Annotated in this window: 17 protein-coding genes and 2 tRNA genes; 4 read left to right on the forward strand and 15 right to left on the reverse strand. The window is 61.6% G+C overall.

What is annotated here, in order from left to right; translation table 11 throughout:
- Positions 1-785 precede the first annotated feature (785 nt).
- The 5 genes from hypD to ACWI6D_RS06890 all read right to left on the reverse strand — a co-directional run bounded on the left by hypD (position 786) and on the right by ACWI6D_RS06890 (position 7,925).
- Positions 786-1,922: a hydrogenase formation protein HypD gene (gene hypD, locus ACWI6D_RS06870; RefSeq protein ID WP_449134147.1), complete on the reverse strand. Its 1,137-nt coding sequence runs from the start codon at positions 1,920-1,922 to the stop codon at positions 786-788.
- A 153-nt stretch (positions 1,923-2,075) separates the two neighbouring features.
- Positions 2,076-2,348: a HypC/HybG/HupF family hydrogenase formation chaperone gene (locus tag ACWI6D_RS06875; RefSeq protein ID WP_129423723.1), complete on the reverse strand. Its 273-nt coding sequence runs from the start codon at positions 2,346-2,348 to the stop codon at positions 2,076-2,078.
- Between the two features lie 45 nt (positions 2,349-2,393).
- A complete protein-coding gene (hypF, locus tag ACWI6D_RS06880) occupies positions 2,394-4,847 on the reverse strand; it encodes a carbamoyltransferase HypF (RefSeq protein WP_449134148.1) in 2,454 nt (817 codons plus the stop codon).
- Between the two features lie 190 nt (positions 4,848-5,037).
- Positions 5,038-6,750, reverse strand: a complete 1,713-nt coding sequence (locus ACWI6D_RS06885; protein WP_302938019.1) for a hypothetical protein — start codon at positions 6,748-6,750, stop codon at positions 5,038-5,040.
- Between the two features lie 221 nt (positions 6,751-6,971).
- Positions 6,972-7,925, reverse strand: a complete 954-nt coding sequence (locus tag ACWI6D_RS06890; protein WP_129423717.1) for an L-lactate dehydrogenase — start codon at positions 7,923-7,925, stop codon at positions 6,972-6,974.
- An 86-nt stretch (positions 7,926-8,011) separates the two neighbouring features.
- Between ACWI6D_RS06890 and ACWI6D_RS06895 the strand changes: the two genes are divergently transcribed.
- Positions 8,012-8,773: a TraX family protein gene (locus tag ACWI6D_RS06895; protein WP_449134149.1), complete on the forward strand. Its 762-nt coding sequence runs from the start codon at positions 8,012-8,014 to the stop codon at positions 8,771-8,773.
- A gap of 5 nt (positions 8,774-8,778) precedes the next feature.
- On the opposite strand, the gene ACWI6D_RS06900 is transcribed toward ACWI6D_RS06895, so the two are convergent.
- A complete protein-coding gene (locus tag ACWI6D_RS06900; protein ID WP_449134150.1) occupies positions 8,779-10,332 on the reverse strand; it encodes an LCP family protein in 1,554 nt (517 codons plus the stop codon).
- A gap of 289 nt (positions 10,333-10,621) precedes the next feature.
- Entirely contained in the window at positions 10,622-11,896 is a 1,275-nt protein-coding gene (locus ACWI6D_RS06905; protein WP_129423711.1) for an ArsB/NhaD family transporter, read from the reverse strand.
- Positions 11,897-12,118: 222 nt separating this feature from the next.
- Between ACWI6D_RS06905 and ACWI6D_RS06910 the strand changes: the two genes are divergently transcribed.
- A complete protein-coding gene (locus tag ACWI6D_RS06910; RefSeq protein WP_449134151.1) occupies positions 12,119-14,362 on the forward strand; it encodes a MurT ligase domain-containing protein in 2,244 nt (747 codons plus the stop codon).
- 344 nt (positions 14,363-14,706) lie between these two features.
- Here the strand turns inward: ACWI6D_RS06910 and ACWI6D_RS06915 are convergent.
- The 5 genes from ACWI6D_RS06915 to ACWI6D_RS06935 form a co-directional block, all read right to left on the reverse strand.
- A tRNA-Thr gene (locus ACWI6D_RS06915) sits at positions 14,707-14,782 on the reverse strand.
- Positions 14,783-14,909: 127 nt separating this feature from the next.
- On the reverse strand, positions 14,910-15,389 hold the full coding sequence (locus tag ACWI6D_RS06920) for a universal stress protein (protein ID WP_449134152.1): 480 nt from the start codon (positions 15,387-15,389) through the stop codon (positions 14,910-14,912).
- Between the two features lie 345 nt (positions 15,390-15,734).
- Positions 15,735-17,129, reverse strand: a complete 1,395-nt coding sequence (locus ACWI6D_RS06925; RefSeq protein WP_302938013.1) for an APC family permease — start codon at positions 17,127-17,129, stop codon at positions 15,735-15,737.
- A gap of 86 nt (positions 17,130-17,215) precedes the next feature.
- Complete coding sequence (locus ACWI6D_RS06930) at positions 17,216-17,542, reverse strand: hypothetical protein (protein WP_449134153.1); 327 nt, start codon at positions 17,540-17,542, stop codon at positions 17,216-17,218.
- A gap of 182 nt (positions 17,543-17,724) precedes the next feature.
- Complete coding sequence (locus tag ACWI6D_RS06935; RefSeq protein ID WP_417750909.1) at positions 17,725-18,636, reverse strand: acetamidase/formamidase family protein; 912 nt, start codon at positions 18,634-18,636, stop codon at positions 17,725-17,727.
- Between the two features lie 214 nt (positions 18,637-18,850).
- Between ACWI6D_RS06935 and ACWI6D_RS06940 the strand changes: the two genes are divergently transcribed.
- Together ACWI6D_RS06940 and ACWI6D_RS06945 are read left to right on the forward strand one after the other, a co-directional pair.
- Positions 18,851-18,927 (forward strand) — tRNA-Met (locus tag ACWI6D_RS06940).
- Positions 18,901-19,374, forward strand: coding sequence for a hypothetical protein (locus ACWI6D_RS06945; RefSeq protein ID WP_449134154.1), 474 nt, complete (start codon positions 18,901-18,903; stop codon positions 19,372-19,374). Before ACWI6D_RS06940 ends, ACWI6D_RS06945 begins: the two co-directional genes overlap by 27 nt.
- An 85-nt stretch (positions 19,375-19,459) precedes the next feature.
- Here ACWI6D_RS06945 and ACWI6D_RS06950 read toward each other — a convergent pair whose 3' ends face one another.
- The 3 genes from ACWI6D_RS06950 to nrfD all read right to left on the reverse strand — a co-directional run bounded on the left by ACWI6D_RS06950 (position 19,460) and on the right by nrfD (position 21,943).
- On the reverse strand, positions 19,460-19,975 hold the full coding sequence (locus ACWI6D_RS06950) for a ferritin (RefSeq protein WP_449134155.1): 516 nt from the start codon (positions 19,973-19,975) through the stop codon (positions 19,460-19,462).
- A 311-nt stretch (positions 19,976-20,286) separates the two neighbouring features.
- The gene (locus ACWI6D_RS06955) at positions 20,287-20,430 is read right to left on the reverse strand and encodes a hypothetical protein (protein ID WP_449134156.1); all 144 of its coding nucleotides are present in this window, start codon (positions 20,428-20,430) and stop codon (positions 20,287-20,289) included.
- 616 nt (positions 20,431-21,046) lie between these two features.
- Complete coding sequence (gene nrfD, locus ACWI6D_RS06960) at positions 21,047-21,943, reverse strand: NrfD/PsrC family molybdoenzyme membrane anchor subunit (protein WP_449134157.1); 897 nt, start codon at positions 21,941-21,943, stop codon at positions 21,047-21,049.
- Positions 21,944-21,963 lie beyond the last annotated feature (20 nt).

Consider the following 21,963-nt stretch of genomic DNA (forward strand, 5'->3'; position numbering starts at 1 on the left):
GCGGCCAACGATGACGCGCTTCAACGGATCCCAGTCGTTCCAAGAGTTGACAATCTTCGCCATGACTGTCTCCTTTCTTTGAAGGTGCTTCCTACACCTTCGACGATGCACACTACCTATTGTGTACCTTTAGGCTCTTCCGGCCATTTGATGTGAAATTCACTGAGAGGGAAAAATCACTTGGCAACCCTTTAAGTTCGTTTCGTTTCGCATGTTCCGGTTTTGCCGACGTGACAGTTATATCACCTTCGTTGTGCGGCTGCAATAGGCGATTTATTCAGGAAATTGAACATTTTTGCACAAGTAAATTATGCAGGTGCACAAAAGTATGTAACAAAGTCGAAATACTTTGTTATGCAGTTTTGGCGCGATTATTGGATATTTTTCGCGTTTGTACCATTTGTCATCTGTAAACGCAGGATGGAATCAAAGTCGCATGCATTTCCTTCGTCAAGTACGACTTCGAAAAACATGAAATTATTTGCACAACCAATCAAAAATGCGATTTTCATAAGCTGAGTCGATGAATTTTGAATTTCTAGCCGAGCGTTGCGCTTTTTGATTTTTGGGTCCGAACGGGCGATTTTGCCCGGCAGGCGGTGCGAAACGACCCGTTATACGCTGATTTCCCTTGTTTTCATACACAATTGCAAAATATTCGAATTTTTTGCCGCTTTATGCATTTTTTTCATACAGGTCCGAAATGTCGCTGCAAAAAGCCCGGTCACACGACCGGGCTTTTGTCTTGCTGATCCATGGTTTCGATACTGCGCTGCTTTCGAGCCTTAGTAATAGCGGAAGTAGGCGGCGCAGCTGCCTTCGCTGCTGACCATGCAGGGACCGACGGGGTTTTCCGGCGTGCACACCTTGCGGAACAGCGGGCACTCGTTCGGCGCCATGCGGGCACGCAGCACATCGCCGCAGCGGCATCCCTTCGGCTCGATGGTGGGCTCGACGCTGGGGCTGAAGCGCCGCACGGCGTCGAACTGGGCGTATTCGGGGCGAATGCGGTAGCCGCTGCCGGAAATCTCCCCCATGCCGCGCCAAGTTGCCGTGCAGGTTTCGAACACCTCGTCGATGGCGGCCATGGCAACGGGGTTGCCCTGCGGCATGACGCCGCGCGCGTACGCAATCTCGATGTCGGCGCGACCTTCGTGCAGCTGGCGCATGATCATGGCAATGCCCTGCAGCACATCAACAGGTTCGAAACCGGTGACAACGCCGGGGATGCCGTATTTCTTCGCCAGGAACTCGTAGGGCTTTGTACCGATAATGGTGCTGACGTGACCAGGCAAAATGAGTGCGTCGATTTTCAGGCTGGGGTCGTTCACCAGCGTTTCCAGCGCGCCGGGCATGTTTTTGTGAGCGGCGAATACGCTGAAGTTTTCCAGCCCCATAGCCGCGGCGCGCTTGATGGCCATGGCCACCAGCGGCGTGGTGGTTTCGAAGCCCACGCCAACAAACACGATTTGCTGGTCGGGGCGTTGCTTCGCCAACGTCAGCGCATCAAGCGGCGAGTAGCAGATTTCGACGCTGCGGCCGTTCGCTTGCTCTTTGAGCAGGCTTGATGTGCTGCCGGGCACGCGCGTCATGTCGCCGAACGTGGCAATGGTGACGCCGGGGATGCGCGCAAGCGCGATAACCGTGTCGATGTCGCGATTCGAGGTGACGCACACGGGGCAGCCGGGGCCAGACGTCAGGCGCACGCCTTCGGGCATGAGATTGCGGATGCCGTTGCGCGCGATGGCCACGGTATGCGTGCCGCACACCTCCATGAGCGTGGCACCGCCGGCCGGGGTCAGCTTGCTGATGGAATCGATAAGACCGCGCGCCAGCTTCGGGTCTTTGAACGCCGCCAGCTCCTGCTGCATGGTGGGTGCGTCGACGGTGCGCGAATGGTGAATGTTGTTGAGTTCGGTCATGTGGAGCCTTCAACTTCGGCGGCAGTGCGCCGCGAACGGACGACGCTGCAGCGCCCTGCGGCGGCGCAGCGTTGTGGACACAACAAGGAAGGCTACGCAGCCGAGGGCGTTGTTGCGCACCTCGATTGCGTAGCCCGGGTGCTTTTCGGCTGACTAGCCAGCCATGGTGGCTGCGACGTCTTTGGCCTCAGCGGGCAGCTCGTCGCCGGCAAGATCAGGGAATTCCCTGATGAGGTCGATGGTTTCCTGTGCGTAATCGGGGTCCACCACCTCGATGGCGAACCCGGCATGCACCAGGACGAAATCGCCGACGCCTGCCTGCGGCGTAAGGTCGAGGGAAATGCTGCGCGTCACGCCAAGGATGTCGACGGTTGCCAGGCCGTCGCCGTCAAGCTGCGTGATCTGCGCGGGAATTGCTAGGCACATGCGTTGCCTTCTTTCTTTCTGTTGCGCTGCCGGCGTCGTTTTCGGTTATTCGCTGGCAGGTTCGCTCGTCTTATTCGCTGCCCATGCTACCACAGCCTGGCCATAGGAAATGCAGCCGTCGCTGGGCGGCAGATCGCGATTGAGCGCCACGGTGAAGCCGGCGTTTTGCAGCGCTTCTGCGGCATGCTCAATGAGGTAGCGGTTGAGGAACACGCCGCCCGAGAGCGCCACCGTGGTGATGCCGTACAGACTTTCGACCAGCTGAGCAGCCATAACAGCTGCGCGCACGAACGCATCGTGGAAGCGGCGCGCCATGACAGGCACGGGAACGCCCGCGGCCTTGTCATCAAGCAGCGCGGCGAATGCGGGCGCGGCGTCGAACAGCAGCACCGATGTGTCAAGTGCCGTGCTGGTTTCCGTGGCCGTGTTCTTCACGACATCTATATGGTAGGCATCGGTTATCGGCAGCTCGGCGGGCGCGAAGCCCATGGCGGCCTCAAGCTCGATGGCGGGCTGACCTTCGTACGTGGGCTGCGGGCAAATGCCCAGGATGGCGCTTGCAGCGTCGAACAGACGGCCGACCGACGAGGTGTACGGTGTGTTCAGGCCGCGCTCGATCATTTGGGCGCACACGTCGGCCTGCTCCCCCAGCGCCTCCAGCACGTCTGCCGCACCCGCGTGTTCAAGCAGGTCGAACTCATGCAGCACGCCATACGCCATGCGCAGCGGGTTGCGGACGGCCGCCGCGCCGCCGGGCATGGGAACGTAGGCGAAGTTCGCGAAGCGCTCGTAGGTTTGCTGGTTGGCCAGCAGCACCTCGCCGCCCCAGATGTTGCCGTCGGCGCCGTAACCCGTGCCGTCGAACGCGATGCCGCACACAGGGCCGAACAGGTTGTTCTCGCCCAGCACCGAGACGACGTGCGCATGGTGGTGCTGCACTTCCACAAGCGGCAGTTTGCTCCGTTGCGCCCGTTCGCGGGCCCATTTGCTCGTAAGGTACTCCGGGTGCTTGTCGCACGCAAGGCGCGCGGGACGCTCCTGGAACAGGCTTTCGTAACGCGATTTCGCCTCAAGCCACGCATCATAGGTTTCCGCGTTTTCCACGTCGCCGATGTGCTGCGACACGAACGCATCGGGTTGCTGGTCGTCGGCCGCGGCGGCGCGCACCAGCGCGAACGTGGCCTTCTGCTCGGGGCCTACCGCCAGCAGCGTTTCCTGCTTGGGCTGCGCTTCGGGGCACTCCAACGGCAGGGGCAGCGGCGCGTAGCCGCGCGCGCGGCGCACGAACTGGATGGCCTGCTCGCCACCTGCCTGGATGACGCGCACCACCGAGTCATCGTAGCGCGAGAGAATGGCGCGGTTGTTGCCCAGCACGGCATCGGCTATGCCGGCAAGTTTCTGGCGCGCCTGGGCATCATCGGTGACGATAGGCTCGTTGTGCAGGTTGCCCGAGGTCATAACGAGCATGGCCAGCGCATCAGCGCCGCGCTGCGCCTGCAGCGCCTGCGTGAAATCGTGCAGCAAAAGGTGTTGCACGGGCGTGCACGGCAGCATGACGCCCAGCTCGGGCAGCTTATCGGCAAGGTCGGCGGCGAAATGCGCTTCCTGGCGTTTGCGCAGCAGCACGATGGGGCGCTTCGTTGACTCCAGCACGCCCTGCTCCACCTGGTCCACATGGCACACGCGGCGCGCCTCGTCGGCGCTGGCTACCATAACGGCGAACGCCTTGCCCCAGCGGCGCTTGCGCTGGCGCAACTTCGCAAGCGCTTCGGGGTTCGTGGCATCGCATACCAGATGGAACCCTCCAAGCCCCTTCACCGCAACGATGCCGCCATCAAGCAGCATGCGCACGGCCGCAGCGAAGATGGCATCGGATGCTTCGCGCGTGTTTCCCCAGGTAATTTCCTGGTTTGCCTCCCCCGTTACGCTCCACGAGATGTGCGGGCCGCATTCCCAGCACGCATCGGGCTGCGCGTGGAAACGGCGGTCGAGCGGGTCGGCGTATTCCGCGGCGCAGCGCGGGCACATGGGGAAGTCCTTCATGGACGTTGCAGGGCGATCGTAGGGCAGCGAGTCGATGATGGTGAAGCGGGGGCCGCAGTTCGTGCAGTTGATAAACGGGTAGCGGAAGCGGCGGTCGTTGGGGTTGAACAGCTCGGACAGGCAGTCGTCGCACGTGGCAAGGTCGGGCGATACGAGCGTGGTCTGCTGCGCCGCGTGCTCGTCCGAGAAGCGAATCTCGAACGTGGTGAAGCCTTGCAGCGGCACTTCGTTCAGGTCGATTTCCTTGACCTTCGCCGCGCTTGGGGGGTTCATATGCAGTTCGGTGACGAACTTGTCCAGCAGGTTCGCCTCGCCTTCGGCATGGATGAACACACCTTCCGTGGCGTTGAGAACCCAGCCGTTGAGCAGGTATTTCTTCGCAAGGCGATACACGAAGGGCCGAAAGCCCACCCCTTGTACGATGCCTTTCACCTGAATGTCGAGCGCCTCGACCATAATCAACCCCTTTATTGACGTCTGATTCTCCGACAGCGCCTTTTCGCTCGAGTTTCGCGCGCTGCTGTCAAAAATTGCCCATTCGAGCCAAAACCGTAAAGCAAAAGGCGCATCGACCAAGTCGACGCGCCTTTTCGTATCCAGCAGCGAGCCTCGCGCGCCAATAGCGCCGCGCCTTCGCGTCGACCCTTTACGCCTGCGGAAGCTCTTCCAGAATGTCGCACACAACTTCGGCCAGCGCACGCAGCGTAACGCCGGAGTTGTCGGGCAGGTGCAGGTGCACGCAGCGGCGACCACGACCGGCAAGCGTGACCAAGTCGCCCGAAGCCTGCGCCTTCGCCAGCGAGCCAAGGCTTTCGGCTTCTTCCTTCAGCGGAATGTCCTTCAGCTCGTCGGCGGACAAGATGAGGAACACGCCGCAGTTCGGGCCGCCCTTTTGCAGCTGGCCCGTGGAATGCAGGTAGCGCGGACCGACTTCCAGGCACGACACCATGTGGAACTTCTCGGCAACGCCGTGGCGAATGGACTCGAGCGCCTCGCGACGGCCCTCGCCCGTGAACGGGAGAAACGCGTTCAGCGCGAAGAAATCGCCCGGCTGGATGCTGCCGAGCAGCGCGCGCAGCGAGGCGCGCACGTCGGTGCAGTCCTTGAAGCACGGGGCCTGGCGCACCTCGACCTGGCCCATGTGCACGTCGTCGATGAAGTCCTGCACGTAGTCGGGCTCGGGCTGGCCGTCGCGCAGAATGTCGAGCACGCAAGCCTTCGCCGACGCCACGTCGGGCTGGTCGAACGGGCACACCTTCATGAGGTAGCCGCACATGGCGATGGCGTACTCCCACATGATGAAGTGCTCAGGCAACTCGTACACCGATTCGATCTTAAACGCGGCGCGCGGGATGGTGGGATCAATGTAGGACAGGCTCATCTCGAAGTTGTGGCGCTCGTCCCACAGGTCGTTCTTCGTTTGGTACATGATGACGCTGCGGTCGCCCGGGTCTTTCTTGAGCAGCAGCGTGTCGATTTCGATGTTCGGCAGGATGCCCTGGCCGTTCTTGCCGACGCTTTCGGCAACAAGCTGCTCGATCCACAGGCCAAGCACGCGGCCGCGCTTCTGCGTGAGGAAGCTGAACTTGTTGCGTCCCTGCAGGTAGTTGTCGTACAGGAAAGCCGCCAAGCCGATGGCCGGGTTGTCGATGGCGTCCTCGCTGCAAGCGCGCTCGGCCTCAAGGGCGTGCGCCATGAACTCTTCCAGGTTGATGCCGACAAGCGCGGCGGGCAGCAGGCCGAACACGGACAGCGCGCTGAAGCGGCCGCCGACGGTGGGTTCGCCGGAAAACACGGCGGCCCAGCCCTCTTCGCGAGCCTGTTGCTCCAGCTTGGAGCCGGGATCGGTGATGGCAACCAGGTGCTGCACCAGTTCCTCATTCGTGATTTGGCCAGCCAACGCGTCGCGCACGGCGCGCAGGGCCAAACGCGGCTCGATGGTGCCGCCCGACTTCGAGGATACGATGAACAGCGTGGTGCGGGGGTCGATTTCCGACAGAATGCCACGCACGCGCACCGGCGAGTCGGAGTCGAGCGTGCGGAACTGCACCAGCGACGAGTCCGGCTTGTGGTACTTCGTGATGGTCATGGGCGCCTGCGTGGAACCGCCTTGGCCGATGAGGACCACCGATTTCAAGCCCTGGGCAATAATGGAATCAGCGAAGTTTTGAATTTCGTGCAAGGGGTACGGCGGGTTGCTTGCAAGGTCAGCCCAGCCCATATAGTTCTGTGCGCACTCCTGCGCTTCGTCGGAAAAGTTGTACAGCGTCGCGTCTTTTGCGTGAAGGCGGCTGGCAACGCAGTCCTTCACCAACGTTTTGGCGGAGGGATAAAGCTTTTCCATATCTCCAGACAGCATGAGCACCTTCTTTCTGCGTAAGTAACGAACATTTTAGCAAACCCACTCCGTGGCGCCCCAAATGGGCATTTCTGTGTGATGGAGTTGTGAACCGAGAAGTAAACCGGTGGGCGTTCGGGGCGAAAAGGGGCCGGTTGATGACTCACGCGGAAAAGCAAGCGCCCGCGCTCCGGCGGGTTGCCGGCGTGCGGGCGCGGTTGCGGGCGCGTTGTGCGCGAGCGCTACAGGTCCAGCTTGTCAATGACGGCGCGCAGAGTTGCCGCCGACTCTTTGAGCTGGGCGGTTTCCTTCTCGTTCAAGGTAATGGGCACTTTGTACTCGATGCCGTCTTTGCCGACGACGGCGGGCATGGACAGCACGATGTCGTGCAGGCCGTAGTCGCCGTCGAGGTAGTTCGACACGGGCAGAATTGGCTTCTCATCTCGGGTGATGGCCTCGCAGATGCGCTTGACCGTCATGGCGATGCCGTAGTACGTGGCGCGCTTCTTCTTGATGATCTCGTACGCGGCGTTCTTCACATCCTCGGCGATGCGGTCCATGTCCTCTTGGCGATTGGTGCGGCCGCGCAGCTCGCAGAACGTGTCCAGCGGGATGCCCGAGATGTTCGCCAGGCTCCATGCGGCGATTTCGCTGTCGCCGTGCTCGCCGATGATGCGCGCGTGCACGTTGCGCGGGTCGACGCCAAGGTGCTCGCCGAGGGCGCACTTGAAGCGTGCGGTGTCGAGCGTGGTGCCGCTACCGAGCACGCGGTTGGCCGGCATGCCCGAGAGCTTGAGCGTGACGTACGTGAGGATGTCGACGGGGTTGGACACCACCAGCAGGATGCCCTGGTAGTCGCGCTCGGCGATCTGCGGGATGATGGACTTGAAGATGGCGACGTTCTTGTTCACCAGGTCAAGGCGTGTTTCGCCCGGCGCCTGGTTCGCGCCGGCGGTGATGACGGTGATGGCCGCGTCATCGATGTCGGTGTAGTCGCCGGCGTAGATGTTCATGGGGCTGGCGAACGGCATGCCGTGGGCGATGTCGAGCGCCTCGCCCTCGGCGCGATCGCGGTCGACGTCGATGAGCACCATCTCGGCGAACAGGCCGGACTGCATGAGCGCGAAGGCGCTTGCCGAGCCGACGAAGCCGCAGCCGACGATGGCCACCTTGCGCGGGTTGATGATTGCTGCCATGGATTCCTCCTTGCGCGGCGTGCAGGCCGCATGATGACCGCGCCGCATCTTGGCGCGGTGCGGGGAAGGTCGAGTATACTTGCCGCATGATACAACACGCATCCACAACTTCTACCGCGAACGCCCCACAAAACCGAGGGCTTACCGCGTTTCCGCTCAAAGTGCTGGCCATTGTCGGCATGACGTGCAACCACGCCTGCTACATATACTGGGATTATCTGCCGCCCGAGGTTTTGTGCGTGCTGTTCGGTTTCGGTGGGCTAACGTTTCCCATCATGGCGTTTCTGCTGGTAGAGGGCTATCGGCACACGTCGAACGTTGCGCGCTATGCACGGCGGCTGCTGGTGTTCGCGCTGGTGGCGCAGGTGCCGTTCGGGATGTTTTTGAGCCCGGGGCTCAACGTGCTGTTCACGCTGCTTGTGTGCCTGGGGCTTTTGTACGCGTACGACCATATGACATCGCGCATGCGGTTTTGGGTGGTGTTTGTGCTGGTCACGGCCCTGACCGTTGCGTGCGATTGGGGCATTTTGGCGCCGTGCATGGTCATGGTGCTGCGCATGGTTGCCGACCAGCGGCGGCGCATCGCCTATTCGGCGCTGCTGCCCATTACGGCGAACGGCCTGCCCGCGCTTGAGCAGCTTCTTGCCGTGCCGTCGCTGCAAAACCTGGCGTTCGCGCTGTATCCGCTGGTAGGGTGCACGGCGACCATCCCACTGCTGTGGGCCTACAACGGCGGCCGCGGGCGACCCATGAAGTGGTTCTTCTACGCGTACTACCCCGCCCACATCGCGGTTCTAGGGCTGACGAAGGGCCTGCTGTTCGGCGATTGGAGCATCGCCAGCGTGTAACCCACCTACTGCCAATCGGCGCCAAGGACGATGAGGAAGTCTTCTTCGAAGAGGTAGGTGTTGGCGTTTTGCTCTGCTTTTCCTACGCCAAGGGCCTTCACGATGGCTTCGGCCGCTTCCTTATCTACCGGGTCGTTGTAGACGACCAGTGTTTCCCGGTAGTCGAAGTTGTCGGCATTGCTGGTGTTCACGCTGTAGCCAAGGCCCTGGATGCGCTCGGTGGCGTCGAAGCCGGCACCTGAAACGCCGTTGCCGTTGCGGATGGCCACGGTACCGCCGCGTTTGACCGCACCCATGCCGTCGCCCGCCGTGCCCGCGCTTGTAGCCCCGCCGTCGCCCGTGGTGGCCAGAATGGTGCCCGACGTTTTGTCGACAACGTCGCCGTCCGTAGGCGGCAGGCCCGAATCAACGCGCTTCATCATGGCCTTCCACTCGGCAGTGTTGTTGATTTCGTACCACACGCCGTCGATGTATTCCGAGGTGGTAGGCTCCATAGCCGAGTAGATGTCCGTGGACGGGTCAAGGCCCTGCATGGCCTGCGCCAGGCCGATGATGTCGGTGACGCCCAGGTCAGTGGTGACGTATTTCGAAAGCGCCTGGACCGTCGAGGCCATGGACGCCGCGTCGGCCGAAAGCAGCTTCTTCGCGATGGCTGATATGACAAGGCGCTGGTTGGCGGCGCGATATTCGTCGCCCGGGCCGATTTCGTCGTACGCATGGCGCGCGCGGCACAGGATAAGCGCCTGGTCGCCGTTGAGCGTTTGCAAGCCGGCATCAAGATGGCCGCCGGCGTCTTCGTCATCGATGGTCATGGGGACGTCAACCTCGATGCCGCCAAGCGCGTCGACGATTTCGTGGAAGCCGTCGAAGTTGATTTCCGCGTAATGCGAGATGTCCACGCCCGCCAGCTGGGAAACCGTTTGCACGGACAGCGCCGGGCCGCCGAACACGTGCGCGGCGTTCAGCTTGTTCACGCCGTATTCGCCCATGTCAACCATGGTGTCGCGATGCAGCGACACCAGCGTGACCTTCTTGTCCACCGGGTCGATGCGCGCAAGCATGATGCTGTCCGTGCGGTAGCTGTCGCCGAAATCGCCGGACTCGTCGCGCTCGGCCGAGCCGTCGGTGCCCATGAGCAGCATATAGAACGGCTCTTTCGTCATGTTCGTTTTCACGAGGTACTGCCCCACGTTGCCCAGGCCGGCATGCAGATTCCCGGAAAGCACCTGCACGTACGCGAACGCTGCGCCCGCGCCGATGAGCACGACGGCAAGCGCTGCGATGCCGGCGTAGAACAGCTTGCCGTGCTTTTTGTGCTTGTGGGTTTTCGCGTATTCGTCGCGCGAAAGGCGCTGCGCCGCGGCGTCGTCTGCGGCGGGCTGGCTGGTAGCCGTGCGCTTCGTGGGGTTTGCGGGCTGCGCGCCGTAGCGGCTGCGCGCGTAGCGATCCTGCGCGCGAACTTCGGAAGCCGTTGCGCGACGGGTGGAAGAGGGTTGGTTTGTTGTTGCACGGCCCGCGCCTTGACGGTCGCGCCCGTTGCGTGTGCGTTTGTTTTCCATAGGGCCATTTTGACGGCGCCGGAGCCAGGTGCAAGCCAGCCCACATCCTCTGCGGGAAATGACCACAGGAACGCGAAGTGTCCAAAGCCGGAAGGCGCGCCACCGCAGAAGCCGGTGGCGCGCCTTCGGCGCTTTCTATTCGGGGAAGAGCTTTCGCTCTTCCCTACGAAGTCGGTCCCAAAGGGCTATCCGCCTGACAAACGACCTGTCCCCTTGTCGTAGAGTGCAAAAACGGCGGGCCGTCGCAGACGACCCGCCGTTCGATCAGCATGCAAGGTTAACGGCTTCGCTAGCCGCCCGGGAAGCGGATGACCATGTAGATGGCGGCGATGGCCACCGTGAACAACATGATCGGGAAACCGCGCTTGAAGAACTGCATGAACGTGATCTCATGCCCGAACTTCTTGCTGATATCGGACAGCACCACGTTAGCCGACGCGCCGATGAGCGTACCATTGCCGCCCAGGCAAGCGCCCAGCGACAGGGCCCACCACAGCGCCGTGCCGTCGAGGCCGTCGGCCTCAAGCGTCAGGATAATCGGGATCATGGTGGCCACGAACGGAATGTTGTCCAGGAAGCTGGAGATGACAGCCGAGCCGAACAGCACCGCAAGCATGGTGATCATGAGGTTGCCGCCCGTCACGTCGATGAGGCCCTGGGCCAGCATGCCGATGACGCCCGTTTCAGACATGGCGCCAACGATGATGAACAGGCCAGCGAAGAAGCACAGCGTGGTCCATTCAACGCCGTGCAGCGCTTCTTCGATGCTTTCGCCGGAAATCAGCAGGATCAGGCCGGCGGCGGCAAGCGCGATGACGCAGGACTCCAGGCCAAGCGAGCCGTGGGTCATGAAGCCGATGACCACCAGCGCTACCATGGCAACGCTGATGTGCAGCAGGCGGCGGTCCTTGATGTAGTCGTTCTCATCAAGCTCCATGATGGCCTTGCGATGCTCTTCGTTCGCGGAAATCTTGCGCCCATACATCACGTAGAACACGCCGATGACAGCGGCCAAAATGATGATTACGGCCGGGGCGTCGTACGCGATGAAGTCGGCGAACGTGTAGCCGGCGGCGGAGCCGATCATGATGTTCGGCGGATCGCCGATAAGCGTTGCCGTACCGCCGATGTTCGACGCCAAGATTTGCGTCATGAAGAACGGCACGGGGTCGATGTCGAGCAAGCGGCACACGGTGATGGTCATGGGGCCGATAAGCAGCACGGTGGTGACGTTATCCAAGAACGCGGAAAGCACGGCGGTGAGCAGGACAAACAGCACCATGATGGTCCAGGGGTTGCCCTTGGCCAGGCGTGCGCACTTAATGGCTAGAAACTCGAACACGCCCGACTGCTTCACCACGGCCACGAACAGCATCATGCCGAACAGCACGCCAAGCGTGTTGAAGTCGATGTGGCCGATGGCCGTTTCGAACGGCATGATGTGCAGGATGAGCAGCAGCATAGCACCGGTGATGGCCACGAGCGCGCGATGCACCTTCTCGGTCATGATGGCGATCATAGCCACCACGAAAACGGCGACGGAGATGATTTGGCTAGTATCCACGTCCCACCGCCTTTATTGCGTTGTTTTCCACGGGTCCTTCTTTCTTCTTGGCGCGTTCCTCACTTTTACGCGCAAGTGGTAACTATAGCAAAACCGGTTTTGCACCCGGCAAGCTGTAAGAAAACTTCTCGGTCTTTTAACGTTGAACAGCGCAGGCGGCAGGCGGCAGGCGGCGCGGGCGATATACTGGCAGCAACGAAACCGAGTTTAAGCGAGGAAACCATGGGCTTGAAATTCACCGCCGCGCGCGCCGTGAGCGCCGTGTCCACGTGGGGATTGAAAAACGTGTTCCACCGCCCCGCCGCGAACTTCCCCGGCAAGGTTGCCCTGTACGTGGACCCGCAGCTTATTGCGCACCTGCGCGGAAAGCTGGGGCGCGGAAGCGTGTGCATTGTGGGCACCAACGGCAAGACCACGGTGACGAACTTGCTGGCCGACGTGCTTGAACGCGCAGGTCAACGTGTTGTTTGCAACCGTACGGGCGCGAACCTGGACTCGGGCGTGTCCACGGCGCTGCTGCATGCCGGCGCGGCCGATTGGGGCATCTTCGAGTCCGACGAGCTGTGGTTGGCGAAGATTCTGCCGCAGCTGCAGGCCGATTACGTGCTGCTGCTGAACCTGTTCCGCGACCAGCTGGATCGCTGCGGCGAGATCGACCGCATCCAGGACAGCATCGTCAAGGCGCTGGGCAGCTCGCCTGAAACCGTGCTGGTCTACAACGCCGACGACCCGCTGTGCGCATCCATCGCCGACCGCGCCGCGCAGCTGCCCGGGCGCGAACGCACGCGCTCCATCGCGTTCGGCGTGAGCGAGAGCATGGGGCTGGCGCAAAACACCGTCACCGACGCCACCATGTGCCAGCGCTGCTCCACCATGTTCGAGTACGACTGGCGCCAGTACGGACAGCTGGGCGAGTGGCACTGCCCGAAGTGCGGGTTTGCGCGGCCGACGCTGGACTTCGCGGCCGAAAACGTGAAGCTTGACGCTACAGGGCTGGCGTTTTCCCTAGTGAAACCGGGTGCTGCGGACGGCGGACGCGCAGGCGCGTTTTCCGTTTCCGCGCCGTTTTCCGGAGCGTACATGGTGTACAACCTGGCGGCCGTGGGCGTGGCGGCAAGCTTGCTGGGCTGCACGAACGAGGCGCTGCAGGGCGCCATCGCTGCGTTCGACCCGCAAAACGGGCGGCTGCAAACCTATGACTTGGCAGGGCGTCGCGTACTTTTGAACCTTGCCAAAAACCCCACCGGCTTCAATCAGAACCTGAAAATCGTGGCGCAGGACCCCACGCCGAAGGTGGTGGCGTTCTTCATCAACGACAAGGAGGCCGACGGGCACGACGTGTCGTGGCTGTGGGACATCGACTTCGAGGAGCTGGCGCAGGCCGGCCCGCTGGTAGCGTACGCCGGCGGCATCCGCGGTCGCGACATGGCCGTGCGCCTGAAGTACGCCGGCATTGCCGCCGAAGTGGTGGAGGACGCGGACGACCTGCTAGCGCGCATTGCGCAGCAGCCGCGCGAGGTGAGCGCGTACATCATCGCAAACTACACGTCGCTGCCGGGATGCAAGGCCGCGCTTGATGCAGCCGTTTCCGCAGGTGGAGAGGTTGTACCCGCGCCTGGCGATGCGCCGCAGCCGCGCGATTACGGCGCGAAGGCGGCTGGCAAGCAGGCGGGGCCGAAGGCAGCGAGCGCCGATGGTGAAGACGTCAAGGGCGAGCCCGTGGTTATCGCGCATCTGTTCCCCGACCTGCTGAACCTGTACGGCGACGGCGGCAACGTGCGCGTGCTTGAACAGCGCCTAGCTTGGCGCGGCATTCCCGTTGAGGTTCGCCGCGTGTGCCACGGCGACAGCGCGGACCTTGCCGGCGTCGACCTGATCATGATGGGCGGCAGCCCCGACCGCGAGCAGAAACTGGCAAGCGCCGACATCGTAGCCATGCGCGATGATCTGGACGCGTACGTGCAGGACGGCGGCCCGCTTCTGGCCATTTGCGGCAGCTATCAGATGCTGGGACGCGAATGGCTGGTCGACGGCGAAAAGGTGCCTGGCCTGGGGCTTGTCGGCATGACCACCGGGCGCCCTGGCACATCGGCCGACCGTTTGGTCAGCAATATCGCGCTGCTAAGCCCGCTTTCCGACACGCCGGTGGTGGGCTACGAGAACCACGCCGGCCGCACGTACCTGGACGAGGGCGTGGAACCGTTCGGCACCGTGGTTTCGAACACGGGCCTGGGCAACAACGAGGAAACGAAGCAGGACGGCGTGCGCTACAAAAACGTGCTGGGCACGTACCTGCACGGACCGCTGCTGGCGAAGAACCCGCAGATTGCCGATTGGCTGCTTGAACGCGCACTTGAGCGCCAGGCGAAGCGCACCGGCAAAGAGCCGTTGACGCTGACGCCGCTTGACGACGCGCCCGAGCAAGCAGCAAACGCTTTCATGTGCGGAAAGCTGGGAGCGAAGTAGGACGAAGCGTAAAAAGGGGGTCGAGCGAACGCTCGACCCCCTTTTTACGCGAGAAGCGCTCACATACTTTTGGGCCTGCAAGCGTTCGGCAAAGACAGTGGCGCACCTACGGCGCTTTCTATTTAGTGTCGAGCTTTCGCTCGAGGCCACGAATTGCGGTTGCTGCGAAATATGCCCAGCAAGCAAATCAGGCTTGCAGCAAGAACTTGTAGCGCGGAGCGAAAGCTCCGCACCTACTAGACAGCGCCCGAAGGGCGCGTCACATACCTCAAACGTGAAGCGCTCAGCGGCCCTGTCACCCCATACACAAAAAGAGGGCCCCTTGCGGGACCCTCGTGCATTCGTGGAGCCAACGACCGGATTCGAACCGGTGACCTGCGCTTTACGAGAGCGCTGCTCTACCAGCTGAGCCACGTTGGCACACGGCTTCTTGCGAAGCGCGAATATGAACTATACCGAAGACCTGCTACAATCGCAAGGGGCAATTGCAACTTTTCGGGCCAAACCGCCTGCCTTCGCTATTTCTCCACAGGTTGCAACCAGGCCACTACTCGCCCGCTTTCACCACCAGCACGGGAACCGTGGCCTCGCGCAGCACGTAGCTGCTAACGCTGCCCAGCATCCCACGCAGCGCGCCAAGCCCACGGCTGCCCATGATGATAAGGTCGCAGCCGTTATCTTTCGCGTATTGCACAATCTGGTCGCCCGGATGCACCTCGGGCAGCAAGCTGACGCGCTTCTCGTTCATCAGGCTGCGCAGCACGCCATCGACCTGCGTGCGCAGGCGCTCCGACGCCTGCTGCGTAACCGCCTCGACCGCGTCGCGCATGCCCATGGGCACCGCGCTTTCGGACAGGTCGACGCCCTTGGACTCCAGCAGCGCCACAGCAGCCTGCTCCAAGTCCGCAATCTGAATGACGTGCAGAACCAGGCCCGGGTCTTCCCTGGCAAAACGCACGGCCTCGTCAAGCGCCGCGCGAGCGGACGCGGAACCGTCGAACGGAACGACAATCGCATCGTACAACATGACAATCCCTCCTTTTTCCGGCGGGTTTTCAGCACGCAACGCATAACCCGCAGCTCAACACCATGCCAAGCGCATCACGCGTCCAGCGAAGCAGAAGCCAGCTCCCCACCAGCCACGCAAAGCAGCAAGCCTGCCAACGCAGCTCGTGCGAAAACCGACGCTTCGCCGGATTCACCACGTGCGTAAACTGCGCGCCCATCAGGCTCTTCTCCAGTATAGCAAGGGGTCCCGCAGCGCGCAGCCGCAGAACCCCTCAAAGCGCCGCCTACGCAGGCAGCGTTACTATGTTGTCACGTTCGCAACACGCCGGACGCTTTCCCAGTCGAAAGCCTGCCGGCCGCGCCGCTACACCTCCAGGTGCTTGAACGCCTCGGGCACTTCTTTGTAGCCCTTCGACTTCACCGCACCGATGATGACGCCGATGACCAGCCACGACACGCCAACGATGTAGGTGGGCACGTCGAAGCCCGTGAACACGTACAGCAAAATGGCCACGCCAAGGAACGGGCAAATCAGGTATTTCACTACGTCACCAACCGAGTTGCGCTTCTTCTCCTTGATGAAGAAGAACACGAACACGGCGATGTTGAGCAGCACGAACGAGGACAGTGCGCCGAAGTTAACGAAGCGGGACAGCGTGGCCATGTCCAGGAACAGGGGCAGGATCAGCGAGACGACGCCGATGGCGATAGCCGCAAACCACGGGGTCTGGAACTTCGGGTGGACCTTGCCGAACACCTTCGGGATCACGCCGTCGCGACCCATGGAGTACAGCAGACGCGCGGAGGCGGTCTGTGCGTTCATGATGTTCGCGATGCCGACGGCCACGATGTTCACGATTAGCAGCAGCTTATAGAAGATGGGGCCGCCGCAAGCCAGGGCTGCGTCGAAGAAGGCCATTTCGGGATCGATGACCGACGGATCGGGCTGGATGAGCGCAGCCACGTAGGTCTGAGCAACGAACACGACAACCATGATGCACAGAGCGATGATAATGCCCTTGCCGATGGTCTTTTCGGGCTGCTCGGTTTCCTCAGCCAGCGTGGACATACCGTCGAAGCCGAGGAACGACAGGCAGGCGATGGAGCACGCCGTGGCGATAAAGTGCAGGTCAACCTTGCCGGGCTGGTAAATCGGGTCCATGTTCAACTCGCCGGCGCCGCCGCCACCGAGCACGAAATTGGTGCCCAGCGCGATAAACGCGATAACCGCCAGAATCTCAACAACGAAGATAACCCAGTCAACACCCTTCTGCATGGTGATGCCGCGGATGTTCACGAACGTGTTGAACGCCACGAACGCGAGCACCCATACGTACCACGGGCTGCCCGGAATGAGCGCAACGCCCCAGTTTGCCACCATGACCAGCAGCAACGACGGAACGAAGATGTAGTCCAACAGAATCAGCCAGCCGGCCACGAAACCGATGTGCGGGTTGATGCCGCGCTGAACGTAGGAGTACACCGAGCCGGCGATGGGGAATCGCTTGGACATGTGCATGTAGCCCATGGCCGTGAAGCTGATGGCCACGAAGCCGACGATGTACACGAGCGGCGTCATGCCACCTGACGCCTGCTGAATCTCGCCGTAAATGGACTGCGGCGCGATGATAACCATAAACAGCACGCCGTACAGAATGACATCCTTCAGCGTGAGGCCACGGCGCAGTTCTTGCTTATAGCCGAACTGCTCGATGTTGTCCCCCGCGCCACCTTTGGCGGGGGCGTTTCCTGCTGCCATTTCCCTATCCTCTCTTCCTTGTGGGGAAAATGAACATTGCGCAGGGCCAAGGGCGCGATGCTCGGCTCTACGCAATACGGCGTACTTTACCACTTTAACGCGTTAAAGCGAACAACGGTTTTTCGAAACGGGAGCGAAGGAGTCACATTTCCGGGCAATTCGCGAAAGCTGTGGGGGATTGTTCGATGCGTCTTAGATACAAAATGGCCCGCTTTCCCCTGGAAAACGGGCCATTTCACACGGCTTTGCTTGGTTTTGCACCTCGCAACAGTTTTTGACATTTTTTGACGCATCAAGGCGAACGGCGCGTTTCGCGTCGCAAACGGTTGAATAAACGCAAGCGTTTCAATCGCCAGCGTTCGCTTGCGGGGCGCATAAGGCGGATGCGAACGCCACAACGCAGCTACGGCCACGATCGCGCCTTCCGTATCGCATGCTGCATCGCGCTCGCCAGCGCACACTTCCGGCGCGCACAACAGCCACGTCATCCCACCGTGAGCGCGCCGACCGATTCCGTGCCACGCGTCGCAGCGCCCTCGGCGTAACTGGGGACAAGCGCCCTTGCCCCAAGCTCGACGGCGCCGCCGCACGCCCCTTACGGCTGCGGCACGAGCGAGGGGAACTGCGGCAGCTTCGGCGTACCGATGCGCAGGGACAGCTCGACTTCGCACGGCTCGCAGCCCTGGCTGATCTCCACGTCGCTTTGCACCGACATATACATGTAGGTTTCCACCGCGTCCCAGCCGGTGATGCGCATGAGCAGGCGTTGCAGCTCCTTCGAGGCGTTCATCAGGGCTTCCTCGTAATGCGGCGCGCAGGCGTTGACGTACCACTTGCCCTGCGGACCGAACGTTTCCAGCACCGGCCAGTTCAGCTCGAAGCCTTTCACCAGCTGCACGCGCACGGTGATTTCGGCCGGAATCTCAATGCCGGTGCCGCACAGCTCAGCGTCGCCCATGGTGGCGTGCACGTCGCCCATCTGCAGCAGGGCGCCGGGGACGCGCACGGGCAGGTACAGGCGCGTGCCCTTGGTGATCTTCTTGTTGTCCATGTTGCCGCCATGGCTGCCCACGAAACCGTCGATGACGTCAGGGCCGGACGGCGCGGTGCCAATGACGCCGATCATGGGGTCAATCGGGAAGCTGACCTCGTTAAACGTGGCCATGCCGTCCTTGATGGGGATTTTCTTCGTGCGGTAGCCCGTCGTTTCGAACAGCGGGCCGCAATGGTCGTCGGTGGCGATGGTGCCCTCGTCGGCAACTTTCACGTCGTAGATATCGACCACCAGCACGTCGCCTGGCTCGGCGCCTTCGATGAACACGGGGCCGGCGGCGGGATTCGCGAAGCCGTAGGTGTAGTCGAGGTCGGCCATCGTGGTGTTCTCGTCGGGAATGCGGTTACTGAAGCAGTCTTCGGTGTTGAACTGCAGCACTTCGCCCGGCTTTGCGGTGGCGCAGGGTTTGTTGTCTTTCGAGAATGCGTAGACCTGATCGGTGATAATCTGCATGGGTCCCTCTTTTCGCGATACCAGCACGGCTTGCTGCCGTTTCGTGCGATTGTACGCCAACCACAGCGCGCAGCAAACGGCGAACGCAGGCAACTTAATTGTGACGGTTTTGTGATGAACAAGGTTTTACTTGCACACACGCGAAACCGCGCGTATAGTTCTTTCTTGCAGCTTTTCCGAAGCGCTTACAACTTCTGAAAAGCGGGTCGCATGATGCGGGGTGGAGCAGTCTGGTAGCTCGCCGGGCTCATAACCCGGAGGTCGTTGGTTCAAATCCAGCCCCCGCGACCAAATGTTCAAGCCACCTTCGGGTGGCTTTTTTGCTACTATGCCCCATCACCATGCGAGCAGGTTCTTGCCCTTGAATACGATAAAGGCCAGCGCATTTTCGAAGATGAACTTATTCAAGATTCATCAATTGACGACATCGATCACGATGTTCTCGACCGTTACAAGTCGCTGCTCGGCACCGAATCGTCAGACGAGCAGGTGCTTAAAAGCAGGCGGTTCATGCGCGATGGGAAACTGACCGTTGCTGGCGCTCTTCTGTTCGCGCAAGACCCCTCCGTCATGATGCCGCAGGCACGCGTCCGAGTCTTGCGATACGACGGCGTAAAGATGGAAACGGGCAAACGACTCAACATCACGAAAGTGCGAACGTTCTGCGGCCCTTTGCCAAAGCCATCCAAGATGTGCACCTGCTTATCTCAAGCATGCTGCGAGAGTTTCAATTTTTAGGACCCGATGGCACATTTCAAACAGTTCCCGAATACCCCGAGTTCGCTTGGTTTGAAGGTCTCGTTAATGCCGTAACGCACCGAGATTACTCTTTCGCCAGCGGGGTGGGAACGGCGTAGACGCGAGCGGCGTTTTCCTGGTCGAGGTCGTACAGCGCCTTGGCATCGCTGCCGAACAGCCTCATGCGCGACACCTGCTTCTCGGCGTTGTCTTCTTCCTCCTGCTGCTCCTCGATGAACCAGTCGAGGAACTTCATGGTGCGGTAATCCTTCGCCTCAAGCGCGGCGGTGTAGATGTCGTTGATGGTGCTGGTGATGTACTTCTCATGCTCCAGCGCGGCCTCCAGCGGCTCCAGGTGGTTGCTGAAGGTCTTGTCGGGCTGGTCGATGGCCTGCAGCTTCACCTTGCAGCCGTTCTCATGCAGGTACTTGCGGAAGATGAGCGCATGGTCGCGCTCCTCCTGCGTCTGGATCTCGTACCAATGGGCGAAACCCTCCAGGCCCTCTTCCTGATAGTAATCGGCGAACGACAGGTACAGGTACGCCGAATACAGCTCCTTGCGAATCTGGTCGTTAATCAGCTCGTACACCTTTGCATCCATTGCGAATCCTCCTTTGGGGACAAAGCCGGCAGGCGCCGGGTTTCTAACACCCTCATAGTAGCACCGCGATGCAAGCATCTTCACATTCCCATCGCTTGCCGGAATAAGGCGCGAGGCGCATGGGCGGGGCGCGCGAAGGAAACACCCCGGCAGCCCGAGCGGCATCGGCGGGAGCGCCATGAGGGTGGCGTCCCAATGACGCATGAAGCCGCCGCACCAGCCGTGCTTCGCTGATACGTCAAGCAGCTGCGCGCCCGATGCAACGCCAAGGCAGCCACCGGCGCTTCGCTGCCGGGAGTTCCGCTTACCGCTCACAGCGTCGCGTCGCAGACAAGCAGCACGACGTGAAGCGCCAGGATGCCCATGAAGTAGAGCGTCGCGCGATGGCGATGGCCCGCTTCCAGGAAGCATGCGATCAGCAGCAAGCCCGCCACCAAGGCGGCGAACAGCTCCATACCCACGCTAAACGCAGAATGCGTATCGATTGAGTTCAGCAGCCCCCATGGGAACCTTCCCCGCGATTTCGACCAGCAACGCACTCATTATATCCGAGGCAGATTGCAGCACCTTTTCGCGAAAGCGCGAGGCTGGCGGAGGCGGGGCTGGCACCGTCAAAGAGCGCCAGACGCAGAAAGGCCGCTGCCCGGAAGGGTTTGGGCGGCGGCCAGAAGGGAAAGGCGGGGCCAGCGTTGAAGGAGGCCGGCCCCGCAAGGCGGCGCGGGAGGGAAGGCCCGCACCTAAATTGGGGATGACGGCGCCTTGCGGCAGACGCCTGCGCGGCAGCGGGCGAATATGCTGCCGCGCTACACGAAACGAGCCAGGAAAACAGGCCTCCTGGCCCAGATTCGCTACATAAAAGCAGGGCGAATCGAACACCGCCTTCGCCCCAAGCGTGATTAAGCAAAAGCACGGAGAACGGGTCGTTGCCGCCAAGGTCCAAAGCGGGGAAGCAAGGTAACAGCCCTCACCCCATTTTTGCCTGGACGGTCAGCGCATGACAAACGACCTATCCCCTTGCCAGGTTCAAAGTGGGACAAAGGGACTGTCCCCTTGTCCCACTTTTCGGGCAGGTTACAGGACCCAAGCGACCGTCATGGTCACCGGCAGCGCAGCCAGCAGCACCAGAAGGCGCAGCACGAAGCCGCCAATCAGCACGCCGATGTCGGAGCAGGCGCTGATCATGTGGGCCTTGCGGGACTCCTCGAACTCCTTGGGGCTGAAGAACAGCATCTTGGTCTCCAGCACCGTCGGAATCACCAGGCCCACGGCGACGAACAGCACCCAGAAGACCACGGCGTACTTGCCGCACACCAGCGCCTGCACCGAGGCCAGGCCCGCGGTGGAGTTGGTCGCCGTGACGAACAGCAGGCTGGCCACCAGCAGCATCTCGATGCACGGGAAGCAGAAGTGGAACTTCTTGAGCACGCCCACGCGGTTGAACTCCTCGGGGCACTTGAACACGCCGGCCAGCAGCACGGCCGCCATGCCCGTGGACACCGCCGACACCAGGAACAGGACGGGCAGCAGCGCGTTGTTCCACAGCGGGAACGTCTTGCACACGCCCAGCAGGCAGCCGGTGTAGATGGCCACGCAGATGCCGAGCACCGCGCCGACGATTTCGAGGGCCATGGGCACGCGGCGCTTCTTCAGGTCCATGATCAGCGCGACCAGCGCGACGATCACGAACGCGGCCAGAATGACGACGCCCCAGGTCATCACGGACCCGAAGTTGGTCAGCAGCAGCGCGAAGCGCAGCGGGTTGTGCAGGCCCGCCTTGGCGTCGAACATCAGCAGCACAAGGCCGACGATGACGACGATCGGCGCGATCCAGTGGCCGAGCTTGCGCATGGTGACCGCTTCAGGATGGCGCCAGGCCAGGAAGGCCGAGGTGGCGAACGCGCCGCCGCCCAGGCCGCCTAGGAACAGATAGCAGGCGATGATGCCGCTCCAAATAGGTGTGTACTCCATCTCAGCATCACCTCACGTAA

It is taken from the genome of Senegalimassilia sp., assembly GCF_977052095.1.

Bases quoted from the DNA above. Each gene is read 5' to 3' on its own strand.
- hypD (WP_449134147.1), bottom strand. From the start codon at position 1,922: ATGACCGAACTCAACAACATTCACCATTCGCGCACCGTCGACGCACCC.
- ACWI6D_RS06875 (WP_129423723.1), bottom strand. From the start codon at position 2,348: ATGTGCCTAGCAATTCCCGCGCAGATCACGCAGCTTGACGGCGACGGC.
- hypF (WP_449134148.1), bottom strand. From the start codon at position 4,847: ATGGTCGAGGCGCTCGACATTCAGGTGAAAGGCATCGTACAAGGGGTG.
- ACWI6D_RS06885 (WP_302938019.1), bottom strand. From the start codon at position 6,750: ATGCTGTCTGGAGATATGGAAAAGCTTTATCCCTCCGCCAAAACGTTG.
- ACWI6D_RS06890 (WP_129423717.1), bottom strand. From the start codon at position 7,925: ATGGCAGCAATCATCAACCCGCGCAAGGTGGCCATCGTCGGCTGCGGC.
- ACWI6D_RS06895 (WP_449134149.1), top strand. From the start codon at position 8,012: ATGATACAACACGCATCCACAACTTCTACCGCGAACGCCCCACAAAAC.
- ACWI6D_RS06900 (WP_449134150.1), bottom strand. From the start codon at position 10,332: ATGGAAAACAAACGCACACGCAACGGGCGCGACCGTCAAGGCGCGGGC.
- ACWI6D_RS06910 (WP_449134151.1), top strand. From the start codon at position 12,119: ATGGGCTTGAAATTCACCGCCGCGCGCGCCGTGAGCGCCGTGTCCACG.
- ACWI6D_RS06920 (WP_449134152.1), bottom strand. From the start codon at position 15,389: ATGTTGTACGATGCGATTGTCGTTCCGTTCGACGGTTCCGCGTCCGCT.
- ACWI6D_RS06925 (WP_302938013.1), bottom strand. From the start codon at position 17,129: ATGGCAGCAGGAAACGCCCCCGCCAAAGGTGGCGCGGGGGACAACATC.
- ACWI6D_RS06935 (WP_417750909.1), bottom strand. From the start codon at position 18,636: ATGCAGATTATCACCGATCAGGTCTACGCATTCTCGAAAGACAACAAA.
- ACWI6D_RS06950 (WP_449134155.1), bottom strand. From the start codon at position 19,975: ATGGATGCAAAGGTGTACGAGCTGATTAACGACCAGATTCGCAAGGAG.
- ACWI6D_RS06955 (WP_449134156.1), bottom strand. From the start codon at position 20,430: ATGGAGCTGTTCGCCGCCTTGGTGGCGGGCTTGCTGCTGATCGCATGC.
- nrfD (WP_449134157.1), bottom strand. From the start codon at position 21,943: ATGGAGTACACACCTATTTGGAGCGGCATCATCGCCTGCTATCTGTTC.